Raw genomic sequence first — 1,110 nt, 5'->3', positions numbered from 1 at the left:
TCAATCGCGGGGATCAGGGTTGGGTGCGGGTTGAGGGTCCAGTTGCGGCAGATTTTGCCCTTGAGGCCCAGGGACTCGCCGTAGGTCGGCAGGATCAACTCAATGGCGGCGGTGTTGAAACCAATGCCGTGGTTGAGCGACTGCACATTGTGTTTTTCGTAGATGCCACGGATCGCCATCATCGCCATCAGCACATGCACCGGCTTGATATGACGCGGGTCGCGGGTAAACAGCGGTTCGATGTAGAACGGCTTGTCGGCCACCACCACAAAATCCACCCAGCTCGCCGGGATGTCGACACGGGGCAAGTCAGTGACATCGTCGACCAACTGGTTGACCTGCACGATGACGATGCCATCGCTGAACGCAGCGGGTTCGATCAGCGCCGGAGTGTCTTCGGTACTGGCGCCGGTGTAGATATTGCCGGCGCGGTCGGCCATGAAACCGGCCGAAAGCACCACGTTGGGGATCAGGTCAACCACCAGCCGTGCGTAGAGTTCGATGTAGGTGTGGATCGCGCCGATTTCCAGCAGGCCATCTTCGAGCAACTGGCTGATGCGCAGGGACTGGGTGCCGGCGAAGGAGAAATCCAGCTTGCGCGCGATGCCCTTTTCAAACAGGTCCAGGTGCTCGGAACGGCCGACACTGGGCATGATCATGTGCAAATCGTGGAGCTTGGTCGGGTCGGCCTTGGCCAGTGAGCGCGAGAGAAAATCGGCTTGCTTCTGGTTATTGCCCTCCAGCACCACCCGGTCGCCGGGGAGGATCAGCGCTTCCAGCGCTTCGACGATTTTGTCACTGGGCAACACTGCCCCGTCTGCGTACTGCTTGACCAGCCCGAGCCGCCGCTGCTTCTCGTCGCGCCGCCGCGTCCAGCGCGAATCGGGGGTGATGGTTGTTGTCATGGTCGCTCCACGGGGTTTGCTGTCGTGGGCTGTACCTTAGGAGTGAATGTGGGGGGCATCAATCAAGCCCGGCGGTGGATCGTTACGGCTAGAGTAACGGAACATCAGTGAATGCTGGATTCAAGCCAAATGAAAATCAAAGGTGGGAGCTGGCTTGCCTGCGATAGCGGACTGTCAGCCCACAACTTCATTGCTGACCCACCGC

1 protein-coding gene is annotated in these 1,110 nt (G+C 59.8%); it reads right to left on the bottom strand.

The features are described from left to right. On the bottom strand, positions 1–905 hold a 905-nt coding region (locus FEM54_RS32960; protein ID WP_171045971.1), incomplete at its 3' end, for a malonate decarboxylase subunit alpha. Between the last annotated feature and the right edge of the window lie 205 nt (positions 906–1,110).

Source organism: Pseudomonas edaphica (assembly GCF_005863185.1).
In the GTDB taxonomy this organism is placed as follows: domain Bacteria; phylum Pseudomonadota; class Gammaproteobacteria; order Pseudomonadales; family Pseudomonadaceae; genus Aquipseudomonas; species Aquipseudomonas edaphica.
This window is presented reverse-complemented; position numbering and strand designations above follow the sequence as displayed.